This is a genomic window from Cohnella caldifontis (genome assembly GCF_029360585.1).
GTDB lineage: Bacteria > Bacillota > Bacilli > Paenibacillales > Paenibacillaceae > Cohnella > Cohnella caldifontis.
On sequence record NZ_JAQZSJ010000007.1, the window covers coordinates 1 to 16,596 of the forward strand.

15 protein-coding genes are annotated in these 16,596 nt (G+C 59.8%); 1 reads left to right on the forward strand and 14 read right to left on the reverse strand.

Annotated features, from left to right (window positions below; all coding sequences use genetic code 11):
- Positions 1-358 precede the first annotated feature (358 nt).
- From PTZ19_RS11765 to liaF, 9 genes are all read right to left on the reverse strand, one after another.
- Positions 359-871, reverse strand: a complete 513-nt coding sequence (locus PTZ19_RS11765) for a DUF2062 domain-containing protein (protein WP_276354648.1) — start codon at positions 869-871, stop codon at positions 359-361.
- A gap of 34 nt (positions 872-905) precedes the next feature.
- Complete coding sequence (locus tag PTZ19_RS11770; RefSeq protein ID WP_276354649.1) at positions 906-1,859, reverse strand: 4-hydroxy-3-methylbut-2-enyl diphosphate reductase; 954 nt, start codon at positions 1,857-1,859, stop codon at positions 906-908.
- 107 nt (positions 1,860-1,966) lie between these two features.
- A complete protein-coding gene (locus PTZ19_RS11775) occupies positions 1,967-3,448 on the reverse strand; it encodes a sensor histidine kinase (protein ID WP_276354650.1) in 1,482 nt (493 codons plus the stop codon).
- A 1-nt stretch (position 3,449) separates the two neighbouring features.
- The gene (locus tag PTZ19_RS11780; protein WP_276354652.1) at positions 3,450-4,136 is read right to left on the reverse strand and encodes a response regulator transcription factor; all 687 of its coding nucleotides are present in this window, start codon (positions 4,134-4,136) and stop codon (positions 3,450-3,452) included.
- A gap of 108 nt (positions 4,137-4,244) precedes the next feature.
- Positions 4,245-5,780 carry a S1C family serine protease gene (locus PTZ19_RS11785; RefSeq protein WP_276354653.1) on the reverse strand — a complete coding sequence of 512 codons (1,536 nt, stop codon included), beginning with the start codon at positions 5,778-5,780 and terminating at the stop codon, positions 4,245-4,247.
- A 167-nt stretch (positions 5,781-5,947) separates the two neighbouring features.
- A complete protein-coding gene (locus tag PTZ19_RS11790) occupies positions 5,948-6,361 on the reverse strand; it encodes a YugN family protein (RefSeq protein ID WP_276354654.1) in 414 nt (137 codons plus the stop codon).
- Positions 6,362-6,405: 44 nt separating this feature from the next.
- Positions 6,406-7,047 carry a response regulator gene (locus PTZ19_RS11795; protein WP_276354967.1) on the reverse strand — a complete coding sequence of 214 codons (642 nt, stop codon included), beginning with the start codon at positions 7,045-7,047 and terminating at the stop codon, positions 6,406-6,408.
- A 117-nt stretch (positions 7,048-7,164) separates the two neighbouring features.
- A complete protein-coding gene (locus PTZ19_RS11800; protein ID WP_276354655.1) occupies positions 7,165-8,205 on the reverse strand; it encodes a sensor histidine kinase in 1,041 nt (346 codons plus the stop codon).
- Between the two features lie 3 nt (positions 8,206-8,208).
- Positions 8,209-9,291 (reverse strand): cell wall-active antibiotics response protein LiaF, encoded by a 1,083-nt coding sequence (liaF, locus tag PTZ19_RS11805; RefSeq protein WP_276354656.1) that lies wholly within the window; start codon positions 9,289-9,291, stop codon positions 8,209-8,211.
- Positions 9,292-9,550: 259 nt separating this feature from the next.
- Between liaF and PTZ19_RS11810 the strand changes: the two genes are divergently transcribed.
- Positions 9,551-10,828 (forward strand): ammonium transporter, encoded by a 1,278-nt coding sequence (locus PTZ19_RS11810; RefSeq protein ID WP_276354659.1) that lies wholly within the window; start codon positions 9,551-9,553, stop codon positions 10,826-10,828.
- Here PTZ19_RS11810 and PTZ19_RS11815 read toward each other — a convergent pair.
- The 5 genes from PTZ19_RS11815 to thrS form a co-directional block, all read right to left on the reverse strand.
- Complete coding sequence (locus PTZ19_RS11815) at positions 10,825-11,454, reverse strand: hypothetical protein (RefSeq protein WP_276354660.1); 630 nt, start codon at positions 11,452-11,454, stop codon at positions 10,825-10,827. The two genes, PTZ19_RS11810 and PTZ19_RS11815, sit on opposite strands and share 4 nt — an antisense overlap.
- Positions 11,455-11,611: 157 nt before the next feature.
- Entirely contained in the window at positions 11,612-11,965 is a 354-nt protein-coding gene (locus PTZ19_RS11820) for a restriction endonuclease subunit S domain-containing protein (RefSeq protein WP_276354661.1), read from the reverse strand.
- 100 nt (positions 11,966-12,065) lie between these two features.
- A complete protein-coding gene (locus tag PTZ19_RS11825; protein WP_276354663.1) occupies positions 12,066-13,496 on the reverse strand; it encodes a methyl-accepting chemotaxis protein in 1,431 nt (476 codons plus the stop codon).
- 153 nt (positions 13,497-13,649) lie between these two features.
- Positions 13,650-14,216: an RNA polymerase sigma factor gene (locus PTZ19_RS11830; RefSeq protein ID WP_276354665.1), complete on the reverse strand. Its 567-nt coding sequence runs from the start codon at positions 14,214-14,216 to the stop codon at positions 13,650-13,652.
- 121 nt (positions 14,217-14,337) lie between these two features.
- The gene (gene thrS / locus PTZ19_RS11835; protein ID WP_276354667.1) at positions 14,338-16,275 is read right to left on the reverse strand and encodes a threonine--tRNA ligase; all 1,938 of its coding nucleotides are present in this window, start codon (positions 16,273-16,275) and stop codon (positions 14,338-14,340) included.
- Positions 16,276-16,596 lie beyond the last annotated feature (321 nt).

Consider the following 16,596-nt stretch of genomic DNA (forward strand, 5'->3'; position numbering starts at 1 on the left):
CCAATCGCAGCATCCGGACAAGCGTTATGTAAGAAAGTTACATAAGTCCACTCCAATCACAGCATCCGGACAAGCGTTATGTAAGAAAGTTACATAACTCCACCTCAACGATGGTTTATGAAGCCACCCCAATATCGGCGTCCAGATCCGAATAGGTCCCTTTTCCAAATATTGAGAAAAAAACGGAACGGCGCCCCTTTACCAGCGGTGACCGCTGGGAGCCATCGTTCCGTAATTTCAGCAAAACATGGAATATCCTATAATTTATCAACGTAAATCAGCAACGTGGAAGGCATAATCCGAAGGCTCAGCCGCTTTCGAATGGATTCAACCCATCTCAGCTTTGCCTGCAGTATCCTCAATCCTGCGTTCCGCCGACCGGCTTCACTTCCAGCCTTGCGCGCTGGAGCTTGCGCTTCTCCCTCCGTTTGTTCCGGAACGCTTCGAGACTCGCCCGGATCGGAAAATACAGCAGCGCGCCGAGAACGGCACCGTCGATCGCCCCTCCGACGATCAATTTCAACGAGGTCGTAAGCGCGCGGTTGACCCAATCGTAGAGAAACGGGATCTTCACCGTAAAATGATCCGGCAACACCCAGCCGCCGACGATCGCGTTGACGAAGGCCATGGGAATATAGATCACCTTGCCGAAAACGAATCCGATCAGCGCGGCCGGCAAATTGCCTTTCAGCACGATCACCAGCGGGAAGATGAGCAGAAAAGCGAAACCGAACGTCGGCAGCGTGAACATCTCGACGGCCAAGCCGATCGAAAACCCCATCGCGACCCTGGACGCGCCGCCCTTGGCGCGCAGCAGCCCGATATACTTGTATTTCAACCAGCGTTTGAACTTCTCCAATCGTAAAGCCATTCAAGGACCTGCCTTTCCCGCCTCTTCCAACGGATTACCCTTGGGCGCTTTTTTCCCGGACGGTCGGCAGCAGCTTGCTCGGATTCACGGTCCGCCGGATCGGCCACGTTTCCGGATTGTCCGAGTCGAATTGCTCCAAGTACTGGATGACTTCTTTCGTGATCGGCGTCGGCGTCGAAGCGCCCGACGTGACCGCCACCTTGCGGATGCCCATCAGCCACTCCCTCTTGATTTCCGTCACGTCCGCGATCCGGTAAGCCGGCACGCCCGCGATCTCCTCGGACACCTGCGCCAGCCGGTTCGAATTGTTGCTGCGGGGATCGCCGACGACGATGCATAGTTCGGCTTCCTTCGCCTGCTCGGCGACCGCCTCCTGGCGCACTTGCGTGGCCAGGCAAATTTCGTTGTGGATTTCGGCCTGCGGAAAAGCCTCGAGCAGCCGGGACATCAAATGCCGGATGTCCCATTGGGACATCGTCGTTTGGTTCGTGATGATGACTTTATCCGATTGGATCGCAAGCCGCGGGATCTCTTCTTCCCGCTCGATCAGATGCACGCGGCCCGGCGCGATCCCGATCGCCCCTTCCGGTTCGGGATGACCTTTCTTTCCGATATAAATGACTTCGTACCCTTCGGCCGTTTTCTCCCGGATCAGGTCGTGCGTCTTCGTCACGTCGGGGCATGTCGCGTCCACGAGCGTCAAGCCTTTCTCTCTCGCGCGTTTCCGCACCTCGGGAGATACGCCGTGGGCGGTGAAAATCACCGTGCCCTTCTCGATCTGCTCGAGGATTTCCAAACGGTTCGGTCCGTCCAGCGTAATGATGCCTTCTTTCTCGAACGCTTCGGTGACGTGGCTGTTGTGGACGATCATGCCCAGTATATAAATGGGGCGCGGAAGATCCAGGTTGCGCGCCGTCTGAAGCGCGAGCACCATGGCATCCACCACGCCGTAGCAATACCCTCGGGGGGAAATTTTCAATACTTCCATTTAAAGCGCCTGCCTTCCCGCCCCTGCCGACAATATAACATGCTGTCGAACGGTGCATCCGGATGTATCCATTATAGCGGATATCCAACGGAGGGGAAAGTCGACGGTTAACCCTGTACATCGGATACGGGGGAAGCCTGCATCGGAAGCCACAGCGTGAAGACGGTTCCTTGGCCCAGCCGCGAACGGACTTCCAAGGTACCCCGGTGCATGTCGGCGATCCATTTGGCGATGGACAAGCCGAGACCGGTGCCGGACGTCTCCCCCCTGGACGGATCCGCGCGATAGAAACGGTCGAAAATATGGGGCAAATCCTCCTGGCCGATGCCGATGCCGGTATCCGCCACCACGAGGCCGATCCTTCCTTCATCCCGCGCGGCGAACAGCCGAACTTCTCCGGAAGGCGTATATTTAAACCCGTTTTCAATGAGAATAAACAACAATTGCAGCAAATAATCCCGGTTGCCATTCACCCATACGCCGTCCAGCGCATCCAGCGGCCCGATCTGCCACTCCGCTTTTCGAGGCAGGAATGAAGCACGGCGGGCGGCTTCCTCCGCCAATTGCCGGAGGGGCACCGGTTCGAGCTCCATTCGGTATCCCGCATCCGCCCGGGCCAGGGAGAGCAGGTCGCCGACCAGGCTGCTCATGCGCCGCGCTTCGTCAGCGATATCCTGCACCGCTTCTTTGGACATTTCTTTGCGCTCCGCGAGGGTCAAGGCGCCGACGCGGCTGTCCTCGGCCTCTCCCTCCGACAGCAAAATTTTCTGCAGCAGGTCGATGTTGCCGCGGATCGTGGTCAGCGGAGTCCGAAGCTCATGGGAGGCGTCGGACACGAACCGCCTCTGCGCCGCGTTCGTTTCTTCCAAATGATTATAAGCGCGCTCGATCCGCGTCAGCATGCCGTTCAGCGTATCCGTCAGCAGCCCGATTTCATCGTTCGGCTTCTCTCTCGGAATTCGGAGTCCCAAGCTGGAGCCGCTCTGGATCATCTGCGCGGCCTCCGTTACGCGGTTGATCGGGCGAAGCGCCTTGCGCGACAAGAACATGCCCAGCGCGAATGCGGCCGCCAAGCCCAGAACGCCGGCGATCAAGAGAATGGCCCGCAGTTGCGCGAACAGGTGCTCCTCCCGGCCGGTGAACGCGCCGACCTGCAGCAAGCCGACCAATTGTCCAGATCCGGGAAGAACAACCGGGTTTTCGTAGATCAGATAAGACATGCCGTCGATTTCCTGTTTGACGAACCGGTCGGTTACTTCGTTATACGCGGGATGGTCGAACTGAAGCTCTCCCCGGCGTTCGTTCGCCATCATGTTATGGGAAATCTGGCGGATTTCCCCGTTCTGGTCCTGCGTATAGCTCACCAATTGAATATAGATCGTATTCGGATCGAACTCGCTCGACACGCTTCCGCGCAAGTCGAATCGGGTCAACGATACGTCCGCGCTGGCCGCGACTTGGCGCAGCTGCCGTTCGATATCCGACATCGTATTGCGGTAAACCACCGCGTAGATCGCCCCGCCGAACACCACCAGCGCCACGGCCAGCAAGCCCGAATACCACAAGGTCAAGCGCAGCCGGATGGACATCTCAGTTGTCCCCTTTCAGCACGTACCCGGCGCCCCGCACGGTCTGGATCAACCGTTTGCCGCCGTTCTCCTCCAGCTTTTGCCGCAGCATCGCGACGTAGACTTCCAGCACGTTCGATTCCCCGCTGTAGTCGTAACCCCAGATTTTCTCCATGATCTGGTCCCGGGAGAGCACGCGCCGCGGGTTCTGCATGAACAGATGCAGCAGATCGAATTCCTTGGCGGTCAGCTCGATCCGGCGGTCGCCGCGGATCGCTTCGCGGGCGTCGACGTCTAGCACCAGGTCATCGAATCTGAGCCTGCCGTCTTCTTCGACCTGTTCCGGCCTCCTCCGAAGCAAGGCGCGGATGCGGGCCATCAGCTCCTCTAGCGCGAACGGCTTCACGAGATAATCGTCCGCCCCCATATCCAAACCTTTCACGCGATCCTGCACGTCGTCTTTCGCCGTCAGCATCAGCACGGGGGCCACGATGCCCGCTTCCCGGATTCTCCGGCATACCTCCCAGCCGTCGATCCGCGGCATCATCACGTCGAGCACGACCAAATCCGCCGCGCGTTGGCCGAGCAGCCGAAGGCCTTCGGCCCCGTCGGACGCGGTCGACACCTCGTAACCTTCGAACGCGAGGCTCCGGCGCAGCAGGGAAGTGATTTTTTCGTCGTCGTCGATCACCATAATGTGGGGTCTCATGACAGAACCTTTCCTTTCCCAAATCTCTCCTCTATTGTACCCGACGGATACGAAAAGCGGGAGAAGTCCGTTGCCGAACCCTCCCGCTTGTCGTCCGTTCGGGGATTTTTACTGCTGGTTGCCGGTGTCGAAGTCGTTCCGGTTGCCGATCGTGATCTGCACGTCGATTTTCTCTCCGTTGCGGATGACGTTCAGGGTCACTTTATCCCCGATCTTCTTCTTCTGGATCGCGGCGATGAGCGACGCGTTGTCTTTATACGCCGTGCCGTCCATGCCGGTGATGACGTCATATGCTCTCAGATCCGCCTTGTAAGCCGGCGATCCGAAGACGACGCTGACGACCATGGAGCCCTCCGTGCCGCTGAGCCCGAGTTTCTTGGCGATTTCGGGCGTCAAAGTCTGCAGCGAAGCGCCGATGAACGGTTTCGGAATTTCCTTGTTGGCCTTGAGATCGTCAATTACTTCCGTGATCGTGCTCGTCGGGATGGCGAAGCCGATCCCTTGCGCCTCGGAGCTGACGGCCGTATTGATGCCGATGACGTCTCCGTTCAGGTTAAGCAGCGGGCCGCCGGAGTTCCCCGGGTTGATCGAGGCGTCCGTTTGCAGCAAGTGCTGGTAATTCCGCGTGCCGTCCTGATCCTGAATGCTGATTTCGCGCTCGTTGGCGCTCAACACCCCGACGGTAACCGTATGGTCGAATCCGTACGGGTTGCCGATGGCGACCACCCAGTCGCCCATGTTCGTGCCGGCGGAATCCCCGAGCTTCAAGGTCGGGAAGCTGGTTCCGTCGGTTCCTTCGATTTTCAGCACCGCCAGGTCCAGATCGTAGCTGGAACCCAGCAGCTTGGCTTTAAACGGCTTGTTGTGCCCGATGACCGTCACTTCGATATCGTCGGCGTTCGCGATCACGTGCTGGTTCGTCAGGATGTAGCCCGTGGAGTCGAAAATGAAGCCGGAACCCATGCCGCTGGCCTGAAGCGAACCGCTGCCGCTGCCGTCGCCGCCGTTGTCGCTGTCGCTGCCGTCGGGAACCTGGCCGAAAAACTGCTCGAACAAGTCGTCCATCGACGAACTGCGGCGGGAGCTCGCTTTCACGTAAGTTTCGATTTTCACGACCGCCGGGGAAGCCTTCTCGAAGATTTGGGCGATATTGTTCGGGCGGACGACGTCCGCCGCGTTGCTGACCGCCGCGCTCGCCGTTTTGGCGCCCGATGCCGCCGTCGAGGCGGGAGCCGCTTGGGCGCCCTGGGAGAACCAGTTGCCCTGGTCCGCCGCGAACATCAAACCGCCGACGGCGATCACGCCGACCATGAAAGAGGCGAATACCGCGCGCAGCGAAGTCCGCTTGGGCGGCGCCTGCCACGAACCGCCACGGCCGCTGCCGCCGGATACCGTGAAAGGACGGTACTCGCGGACCTGCTGCGTCGGTTCCGTACGTTCCGGTTCGGCCGGTTTCCATTCCTCCGCCGTCCGATAAGGCTGCGGTCTGCCGTAAGGCCCGTACGTATACGGCTCGTTGCCGCCGCGATATCCGGCGTACGGATCTTGCCGCTCCGGACGCGAGGCGTCTTCCTCTTTCTTGAACGGATCCTGTCCGTATGCGAACTCGCGCTTATCGTCCGGGTTTCTGTTTTGATCGTCCATGCTGACTCCTCCTTGGCGCTTTAGCCGCGCCGAACTCTCTTGTTGTCTCTATCTTGAACTCCGAACCTTAAAACTATCTTAAACGCAAATGAAGACGGATTAAAAAGAAAAAAATCGCCGGCACACCGTACGGGCGATTCTCCTTGTCTCTCGGGCGGCTCCTGCAGCTAGGCCGGAAAGATCGCTTCGATTTCGTTCAGCTTGCGGCGGGCTTCCTCGATCCACCGGGTCTCCACTTCCGCGTCGGGATTCGCGGGTTCGGAAAATTGATCGAACATGGCGCCGAGCGGCTTCGCTTCCGCCTCGGGATTCAGCCCCTCATTATACATATGCTTCAGCACGTAAGGCTGACCGAAGCGGATTTTCGCGTCGTTCTCCTCGGACTCGCTGTCCAAATTCCCGTGCGTGACCTCGAAAGGGAGTCTCAGCCACACTTTGTCCACGCCGTCCAGGGCGCAATCGAACGAGCCGTGGTCGTAGTCCCAATTGCCGCCCAGAACGAAACCTTTCTCGGCGGCCGCGCTGCGGAACGGCACGAATTCCTGGACCTGCGAGGTCAGCTTGGAATCGATCGGATACATGCTCATCCACCTTTTCTACCTATCGTATCCGATCCCGCCGTGTTTTATCCCTCTTTGGCCCAGCCTTTCCGATGCGCGTAAATGGCGAGCTGCGTCCGATCCTCGAGTCCGCATTTCATGAGCAGGTTGCTGACGTGGGTTTTGACCGTTTTGATGCTGATGTGGAGCTCATCCCCGATCTCCTTGTTGGACTTCCCTTCGGCGATCAGCAGCAGAACCTCGCGTTCGCGTTCCGTCAACCCCTCATCTTCGTCTTTCACGGACCGCTTGCGGAGCCCCCGGGTGAGCGCTTGGGAGACGTCCCCGCTCATGACCGGCATTTGGCGGATCGCCCCTTGCATCGCGTAGAGCAGCTCGTCCGCCGACACCGTTTTCAGCACGTAGCTGACCGCTCCGGCTTCGATCGCTTCCACGACTTTATCGTCCTCGAGAAAACTGGTCAAAATGATGATGCGCAGGTCGGGAAACCGCTCCAGCAGGGCGCGCGTCGTCTCGACGCCGTCCATGCCGGGCATCATAAGATCCATCAGGACGAGGTGCGGCATTTTGCCTCCGAAACCGCCCCGCTCCAGCGCGGTCACGGCCTCCCGGCCCCCGGACGCCTCCCCGATCACCTCGAATCGGGAATCCAGCATCAAATAGGTTTTGAGGCCCATGCGGACCATGGCATGATCGTCGACGATCATGACGTTCCAAACGTTCGTTTCCTCGGACGGCACCTTCGATCTCTCTCCTTCTTGGGTCGGTACTCGTTCTTCCTTTCTTGCGGGTCCGTTCATTCTTCCGCGTCCTTATGGGTCATTTCATTCGTTGTCGTCCGGGAGGACTTCCTCTCCCCCGAATTTCGGAATCCAAATCCGCACGCGGGTGCCCGCGCCTTGCTTGGTGACGATTTCCGCTTCGCCCCCCAGCCGGAGCGCCCGCTCCCGCATCGTGGACAGGCCGTAGGCCCCTTCCCGGACTTCGCCGGGCTGGAAGCCCGCTCCGTCATCCTCGAGCTGCAAGGTCAGCTGCTGTTCGGTCTCCCCGAGCTGCAGCCGGACGGTTCGGGCTTCGGCGTGCTTGACGACGTTGGCCATCGCTTCCTGGATGATCAGGAACAATTGGTGCTCCTTCGGCCCCGACATCGGACCTTTCAGCTGAATGTCCAGCGTACCCTGCAGCCCGTTGTGCCGGCAATAATCCGGAAACCACCGCTCCAGCGCTTCCGCCAGCGTGCGGCCTTGCAGTTCCATCGGCCGGAGCTGGGCGATCAGCCCCCTCATCTGCCGTTGGGCGGACGACGACATGGCGATGAGCTGATCCATCAGCTGGCGCGCCTGCCCTTCGTCCTTTTCCAGCAGCTTGGGCAGGGAGGAGGCGGACATATGAAGCGCGAACAGCTGCTGGCTGACCGTATCGTGCAAATCCCGGGCCAAGCGTTTGCGCTCCTCGAGCACCGCCGTCTCCTTGGCGGACTCCCCTTCCCGGATCTCCCGTTCGCCCAATCGCTGCAACAGCTGAAGCCGGGCTTCCAGTTGATTCATGAGGTCATTGAATTCCCGGTATACTCCGTTGTAGGCGTCTATGCCCAGATCGGGCAGGCGGGTGTTCCACTTCCCCGCGGCCGCTTGCTTGAAAGCAAGCTGAAGCTGGTCGATCCGCCGCTGGTGCCGGTGGCCGAGAACGTAGGCGACCGTCATCTGGACGGCCATGAACAGAATCGTCCACTCGACCCAGCACTCGAAATCCGGCACGCGGCTGCCCATGGCATCCCATCCGAGGTAAGCGGCGATCATGAGCACGAGCGTGGAGAGTCCGGCGTAGATGGCCAGCTCCCATTTGCTGTTGCGGACCGGGCGCATCCTTTACCCCACCTTCGTGACGCGAACGTCGCCGATAAAGGCGCTGGCGATGAGAACGACGCGCTTCTCCGCGTCGGAGTAGCCGGGCGACTCCACCGACATCTGGTTGAAAAAGCCGCCTCTTTTCTGGTCCCACACCCGCACGTCCCCGATCAGGCTGCTCGACATCACCTGCACGCCGATGCCAAGGTCGTTGGGCACGAACACTTTCACGTCGCCGATGAAACAGGAGACGTATATTCTCGTTTCGCCGACCGGGATTTGCGCTTTCGTCAAGTCCAGCGTCGTGTCGCCGATGAAATGCGAGATGCTCATCGGCCTGAGCTCCCAATAGTCCTGGCCGATATGCACGTCCCCGATGAACCGGGAGTATTGGGTAGCGTTCGGGTCCCAATTCCAGTAACTCCGGTGATGATGGCGGTTCTGCCAGCGCTGATGCCGCTCTTCCCAGCGATGCTGCCTGCGCTCCATCCGCTCGTGGAAATGGGAACGAGCGTGGTGAAATGGCGGACCGTTCGGCGGAAAGGGCTGCGGATTGCCAGCGTCCGGCCGGGGCGGGGGCGTAAAACGGGTGCTTGCCCCGCCGGCTGGCGGTTGTCCCGGCGTCTCGGTAAAGGAAGCGTTCGGATCGTCCGTCAGCGGAGGCGCGGGCGGCGGTCCCATCGGCGTCTCCGCGCGATCCTGGGCCGGCGGCGGCGTTACCGGATTCCAGCCGTCGTACGGATCGTCCTTCCGACGGCGGCGGCAAGACCCGCTCCCCCGGGTGATCATTCCGATGCCGAACAGAATGAGCGCGACCGGCCCGATCAAACTGAACAAATCATGCAGTTCCCAATTAAGGAATCCGAGATTACGGCCCAGGAACACGACCCCGATCAAGATGAGGATCACGTTCCAGAACGAGCCGCCGGATCGCTGCAACAACATGCCTTGCAGTCCGATCAAAATGAGAAACGCCGGCCAAAAATGGGCGAACATCCAGCCGATGTCGATGTCGGCGTAGCCGGTCTGGTTCAGCAGAAACGCGGCGCCGACGGCGACCAGCACGATCCCCCAAAACAATCGATGCAAAAATGAAGGTTGCATAAGCAAGTTCCTCCGATGCGCAAACTAGACTCTTTCCCGTCTTGTGATTCCAGTATAGAAGAAAACCGAAACCGCAAACAGCGCCGAGAGGTGGAACCTTTCCTCGGTCTCGGGACGGAGGGCGCGATCCGGCTCTCCGATATTTTGATGTCAATTTTCTTGACGTATTTCATTGACATTGGGCAGTTTCGCCGATATAATGAGGGCGAATTTCTACCGATTATGTAAGGTTTCTATAACATATTAGGGGTTGGCAGGTATGGAATGGGCGGAGTTGTCCCAGGGACTCGATACGGTATGGGTCGTGTTGACGGCAGCCATGATCCTGCTCATGGAGGGCGGGTTCGCGCTGCTCGAAGCCGGTTTCGTACGGCAGAAAAACGCGGTCAGCATCATCATGAAGGTGTTCGTGGACATTTCCTTCGGCGCGCTGGTTTATTATTCGGCCGGCTTCGCGCTGATGTACGGCAAAGACGCCGGCGGCATAATCGGCTCTACCGGCTTCTTCATGGGAGGAGATCTTACACACCTGAAACTGAGCATTTCCCACGATACCTACTGGCTGTTCCAATGCGCGTTCGTCATCGCCGTCATTTCCATCGTCTCCGGAGCGGTCGCGGAACGCATCCACTTCCGCGCATATATCGTATATGCCATCGTGATGACCGGCTTGATCTATCCGATCGCGGGCCACTGGATTTGGTCGCCGGGCGGCTGGCTCGCCGAGATGGGCATGGTCGACTTCGCCGGATCCGCCGCCATTCACGCCCTGGGAGGTTTTGCCGCCCTGGCCGCGGCGATCTACCTAGGCCCGCGGATCGGCCGGTTCGGGGAAGACGGCCGGACGAACATCGTCCCGCCTTCCAACCTGCCCCTGGCATCCGTAGGCGCCTTCATCCTGTGGTTCGGATGGTTCGGCTTCAATTCCGGAAGCACGTTAAGCGCCACCAACCCGGCGATCGGCCATATCGCCGTCACGACGATGCTCGCTTCCGCATCCGGCTGCGCCCTCTGCATTCTGTTCACGATGCTGCGATATCGGAAAGCGGATCCGCCCATGGCGATCAACGGCGCGTTGGCCGGCCTCGTCGGCATTACGGCCGGCTGCGCGTATGTCTCGGACGCCGCCGCCATTCTGATCGGAGCCGTCTCCGGCATCGTGATGGTGCTGGCGAGCGAATGGCTGGAGCGCAGGAAGGTAGACGATCCCGTCGGCGCGTTCGCCGTTCACGGCATCAGCGGAAGCATCGGCACGCTGGCCGTCGGCTTGTTCGCGGTGCCCGGCACGACCGCCCATGCCGGCCTGTTTTACGGAGGCGGCTGGCAGCTGCTCGGCGTGCAGGCGCTGGGCTTGGCCGTCGTCGCCGTCTGGGGCTTCGGCTTGACTTGGTGCACGTTCGCCGCGATCCGGCGTTTCAAACCGGTCCGGGTCTCGCGGGACGAAGAATTGATCGGCCTGGACGTCGGCATCCACGGCGTTCCGGCTTACAGCCAGGAACACGATTTCCTGGATGTCGGATCGCTCCGCAGGAATTAAGGCGCGGGGCGCAGGGTGAAGATCAGCCCCCACTCCACCCGGCTAAGCGATTCCTGCGAGAAATCCGCCGTCTCCATGCCGTTCGAGCCGGCGGCTTGCATGCCCCATATCGGCGCCGGCTCGTTCGCCCCGAACGTCTTCGCTTCCGCGTGTTCGATCGACCCCCGCAAGTTCCGTTTCGGATCCCACGGCAAGCTCATCGTGTACGTGCTGTATCCGTTGCCTTTAAAAGCGGCCGTTTTGACCTGCAGGATCGGGTCGCTCCCCTCCGATTGAACGGACTCGGTCGACAGAATCAATTCGATTTCCCGGTCGTCTCCCGCATCGCTGAACAAATCGGCGATCGAACCGCCCGTTCCGGCAATATCGCCGTTCTGCCATATGTCCAATTCGAGGCTTGCTTTCGGTTTATCCCCTTCATAGCGCAGCCGAACCGCCCCGGAGACGGAGCCTAGGAACGTCTTCGCTTCCGCGTATTCCGGTTCGGATAGATCGATCGGCGTCACCGTGATCGCACCGGACTTCGGGGATTCCGATTCTTCCTGCCTGGAGCAGCCCCACGACAGCAAAGCCGGCGCAACGACGAGTAACGCAGCGGCGCGTTTTCCCCGTTTCGACGAACGCAACCTTCTCCCTCCTCTGAAACCCGAATGTACCATGGAATGGGCGAGCCGGCAATCCGTTCCTTCCTTAAATATAATAAAAAAAGCCTGCTCCAAGCGGAGCAGACGTGCGCCATCTGATGAGACGCGGCAGATTTCCTCTCCCGGCTTCCCGGAGGGTTCACCACGCATCCGGCAGTTCCGCCGGCAAAGTTCCGTCGATCATGGCTCGGTAACGGTTGATTTCTTCCCGCAGCAGACGGGCTTTTTCCATCGGTTTCTTCACGTAGTGGATGTACTCCACGGCCAGGTGGTGGTCCGGCTTTTTTCCGGTCAGCATGCGGCGCAGCGGCGACAGGGAACGGTATGCCTGCTCTTCTTTCCGGACGCGGCGCTCGTAGCGTTCCACCATTTGCTCGATTTCTTCCACTTCCTGCTCCCGTTTGGCAATGAGCGCTTCAAGCAGGGAAAGAACCTCGGCGGGCTTCTTTTTGAGACCGGACGGGGGAAGAGGGGATGCTGAAGATTCCGACAATGGGTCTCACCTGCCCTCAAAATTTTGTGAGCTTACATCACATATAAAATAATTGTAATGCAATCACGGCGTTTTGAGAACACTCATGTCAGGTTTTTTATCAACTTTCCACAATATCGATGCCGAGTACGCCGATCACCGTTCCGTCCGGGCGTTGAATCGGGATCGATACGGTGACGCAAGGGCGCTTCGTAATGGCCGAGACGTAAACCTCCGAGACGTAGGTTTCCCCGCTCATGGCCCGCTTCCACCACTCCCGCCCCCGGGCGTTCAGGAGCCCGGCTTTGGGCTCGGAGTAAATGAAAGAGCCGTCGCTCCGGTTCGACCAGATCGCTTCCATCCCCGGCGTGCGGCTCAGCCAGGAATACAGCAGCTCGGAATGCCGGGTCTCGTCCAAGCCGGCCAGATCCGGGTCCAAGGCGATCGTGCGCAGGATCGAGACCCAGCCGGAAAGATCCAGCTCCACGCGCTTCCCCCCCGTCTTAGCGCCAGCATACTGAACGGCAAACGCCAATTCGTTCGAAGCTTCCTTCAGCGCGGCGGATACGCGCCCCAAGTTCTGGATCTCCGCACGCTGCCTCCGATTATGCGCCAGCGTGTCCTCCACGCTGTTGACGGCGAGCCCGACCGCATTCACCACGTCCTCCAGCACGCTGCCGGCGGCGGTCGTTCTCTCCGCCTGCTCCACCGCGTACGCGAGGGTACTCTCGGCATGCTTGTCCACTTTGAGGATCGAACCGAATATCACGTCCATGCTGTCCCGCATGCTGCCCATTTCCGAAAGCCCTTTTTCGACCGACCGCTTTTCCTGATCCACCGAACCGACGACGCCCCGGATTTCCGCCTCGATCTCCCGGACGATCGACGTGGAGCGTTTGACGGCTTCCCCGCTCTGTTCGGCCAGCTTGCGGATTTCCGAAGCGACGATGGAGAACCCCCTCCCGTGTTCGCCGGCATGGGCGGCTTCGATGGCCGCGTTCAAGGCAAGGAGCGAAGTCTGGGTCACGATTTCCTGGATGAACGCGTTGATCTCCTCGATTTTGGACGCTTGGGCGATCAGGCCGTTGATCCGCTCTTCCATGGCTTTATGGTTCACGGAAAGCTCCTTCATCACGTCGTCCGTCTGCTGCAGGGAACGGCAGACCCCGATCACGACCTCCCGGGTCTCGCCGCTTTGCCGGCTCATCTGTTCGGAGACGCCCCGGATTTCCTGGGAAGCCGCGGACACCTCCTGCAGGGCCGAGAACGCCTCCTCCAACCGTTTCATCGCGGACTGGCTCCGGCTGCGGAGGCTCTCCTCCATCTCCGCCGATTTGTCGGCGATCACGCCCAGCTGCTCCATGCTTTCATCCACTTCCGTTACCGCCGCCTGCAGGCGGTCGGCAATCACCAGCGCTTCGTCGGCCATTCGAATGAGCGCTTCCGGCTTCTCCGGATTCCCCGACTTCTCGGGGCCGCCGCCCTCCTCCGGCTTCCGGACGCTGGAATTCCGGCCTTCGCTGCGCAATCTGCGTGTCCACGGCAATGTCATATTGTCAACCTCCGACAAGAAATTCTAGACTTTATGTTATATTTCTTAACATTATATCCTGAATATATGCAAAAAGAAAGAGAAATCCATTGGATTTCTCTCGATTTTCATATAATAAATGACATATAGTTTACACAAAACAAACATGAAGCGTCATTCGGCGGACGATCGGGAATTGGAATCCCCTTTCAACCGGGCTTTGCTCCGATGGATCCGGGCTTTGACCGTCCCGACCGGCACGTGCAGCGCCTCCGCGATCTCTTCATCCTTGAAGCCGTAATAGAACTTGTAGAGCAGCAAAGTCCGGGAAGCCGGATCCAGCCGTCCCAACGCGTCCGACAGCTCCGCGAGGAGCTCGGGCTGCGGCACCCCCGATTGGGATTCCCGTGCCAGCAGGCCGCCTGCGTCGTCGTAAGGCGAAATCCGCCGTTTCGCCCGATTGGCGTTGGACGCCAAATGGGAGGCGATCGTCTTGGCCCAAGGGATGAGCTTGTCCGTCTGGCGGAGCGAATCCCAGCGCTCCAGGATCCGGACCCAGGCATCCTGCACCACGTCGACGGCGTCGCTCTTGTTGTACAGCTTGTGTTTGGCGACTTTCAGCATTTGGCGGTACAATTCGGCCAGCACTCCGTCATCCGATGGAAGAACGGATGCCCGTTCGGCCTTCTCATGGTTCTCCGTTCGGATCACCTCCGGTGAAGCCAAGCTCCGTACGGCCATTTTACCACGCCCCCCGGAAAAAGAGAATATTTCCCTAGAACCGCCCGATTCGACAAAAGACGCGAAGAAACAAAGACGCCTGCCTGCCGAAAACCCGGCAGGCAGGCATCTCGAAATCCGCTTAGTCGATGCGCTTGGATGCGATTTCCCCTGCGGCCCTGGCGATGAAGTCCGCGACCGGCTGGGCTCCCAAGTCCCCTTCTCCCCGGCGGCGAACGGAAACCGACCCGCTCTCGGCTTCCTGCTGTCCCACGATCAACATGTACGGGATTTTCTCCAGCTGGGCTTCGCGGATTTTATAGCCCATCTTCTCGTTGCGCAAATCCGATTCCACCCGGATGCCGGACGCCTGCAGCCGATCGGCCACTTGACGGGCATAGTCGTCATACGCCGAGCTGACCGGGATGACCTTGGCCTGCACCGGCGACAGCCAGAGCGGAAGCGCCCCAGCGAAGTTCTCCAGCAGGAACGCGGTCATGCGCTCCATCGTGCTGATGATGCCCCGGTGAATGACGACGGGGCGGTGTTTCTTGCCGTCGTCCCCGACGTATTCGAGCTCGAAGCGTTCCGGGAGAAGGACGTCGATCTGGGTGGTCGACAACGTTTCTTCTTTCCCCAAAGCGGTCTTTACCTGAACGTCGAGCTTCGGCCCGTAGAATGCGGCCTCCCCTTCCGCTTCGAAAAACGGAAGGCCCATCTCCTCCACGACCTCGCGAAGAATGCGCTGGGTGTTTTCCCACATCGCGTCGTCCGGCCAGTATTTCTCGGTATCCTTCGGATCGCGGTAGGACAGGCGGAAGCGGTACTCCCGGATGCCGAAGTCTTCGTACACTTGGCGGATCAGGTTCACGACGCGCGTGAACTCTTCCTTGATCTGATCCATCCGGCAGAAAATGTGGGCATCGTTCAGCGTCATCGCGCGCACGCGGTGAAGTCCGGTCAACGCGCCGGACATTTCGTACCGGTGCATCGTGCCGAGCTCGGCGACGCGAAGCGGCAAATCCCGGTAGCTGCGCATCTCGCTCTTGTAGACCATCATATGGTGCGGGCAGTTCATCGGGCGGAGCACAAGCTCTTCGTTGTCCAGTTCCATCGGCGGGAACATATCGTCTTTATAGTGCTCCCAGTGCCCGGAGGTTTTGTACAGCTCGACGTTCGCCAGTACCGGCGTATATACGTGCTGGTAACCCAAACGTTCTTCCAGGTCCACGATATAGCGTTCCAGCGTCCGGCGAAGCTTGGCTCCGTACGGCAGCCAGAGCGGCAGCCCTTGGCCGACTTCGCGGGAGAACGTGAACATTTTCAAATCCCGGCCAAGCTTCCGGTGGTCGCGCTTCTTCGCTTCCTCCAGCAGGTGAAGGTGCTCGTCGAGCTGCGCTTTTTTCGCGAACGCCGTTCCGTAAATCCGCTGCAGCATTTTGTTTTTGCTGTCCCCGCGCCAATAAGCCCCGGCGACGCTCAGCAGCTTGAAGGACTTGATCCGGCCGGTCGACGGCAGGTGTGGACCGCGGCACAGGTCGAAAAATTCGCCCTGATCGTAAATCGTGATCACGGAGTCGGCCGGCAAATCGCGGATGAGCTCCAGCTTGAGCGGATCGCCGATTTCCCCGTAGATCTTCAGCGCTTCTTCCCGGCTGACGACCCGGCGCGTGATCGGCAGATCCTCTTTCACGATCTTCTCCATTTCGGCTTCGATCCGCCCCAGGTCCTCCGGCGTAATCGACTCGTCCAGATCGATGTCGTAATAAAATCCGTCCTCGATTACCGGCCCGATGCCGAGCTTGACCCGGTCCCGGCCGTACAGGCGGGTCAGTGCCTGGGCCATCAGGTGGGCGGTGCTGTGCCGCATGACCGCGAGGCCGTCCGGTTGATCCAAGGTCAGGATTTCCAGCGAAACGCTGCCGCTGAGCGGAGCCGCCAAATCCACCGTCATCCCGTCGACTTTCCCGGCGATGGCGTTCTTGCGCAGGCCCGGACTGATCGAACCCGCCACGTCCTCTACCGTCACGCCGTCTTCGTATTCCCGGACCGCGCCGTCCGGCAGTTTGACTTGCACCATTTTCCAAGCACTCCCTTTCCGATTGTTCAGCCGGCTTTCCGAAAATAAAAAAGACACCGTCTCCTGAGGGACGATGCCTGGTATTGGCTCCGTGGTTCCACCCTGATTCAGCCTAGCCGGCTTCTCCCGAGGTTCGGGACAAGGCCGGGCGAAGGCCCTCGGCGCATTCGGTAACGGGAATGATCCGTTGCGGCTTACGGACGGACGGTGAATCGTCCGGCTCAGCCGCACAGCTCCAAAGGGGTAGTCCGATCGTCGGCGCGTGAGGAACTTTCAGCCGGGGATTCCTCTCTCTGGGACGTCCGGGTCGAAGGACCGTGT